The 539-nt window shown below is 60.9% G+C and carries 1 pseudogene; it reads left to right on the forward strand.

Annotated features, from left to right (window positions below):
* Positions 1–183: 183 nt before the first annotated feature.
* Positions 184–539, forward strand: a pseudogene (locus DIE21_RS36915) (succinate--CoA ligase subunit alpha); the annotation flags it as partial.

The raw sequence follows: 539 nt of genomic DNA on the forward strand, positions 1-539 counted from the left end.
GGCACGAACGAGGACCTCGGCAAGAAGATGCTGGCCGATTCGGGCCTGCCGATCATCTCGGCGGACAGCATGGAAGAGGCTGCGCAGAAGGTCGTCGCGGCTGCCGAAGGCAAGTAACACGCTATCGAACACGCATGGCGGCGCGGTTTGCACGCGACGCCAATCGAACAGAGGTCAAAATACATGTCGATTCTGATCAACAAGGACACGAAGGTCATCACGCAGGGCATTACCGGCAAGACCGGTCAGTTCCACACGCGCGCCTGTCGTGAATACGCAAACGGCCGCGAAGCATTCGTCGCGGGCGTGAACCCGAAGAAGGCCGGCGAAGATTTCGAAGGCATTCCGATCTACGCGAGCGTCAAGGAAGCGAAGGAAGAAACCGGCGCGACCGTGTCGGTCATCTACGTTCCGCCTGCAGGCGCAGCCGCTGCGATCTGGGAAGCGGTCGAAGCCGACCTCGATCTCGCGATCTGCATCACGGAAGGCATCCCCGTGCGCGACATGATCGAAGTGAAGGACCGCATGCGTCGCGAAGG

It is taken from the genome of Burkholderia sp. Bp9140, from assembly GCF_003853425.1.
Taxonomy (GTDB): domain Bacteria; phylum Pseudomonadota; class Gammaproteobacteria; order Burkholderiales; family Burkholderiaceae; genus Burkholderia.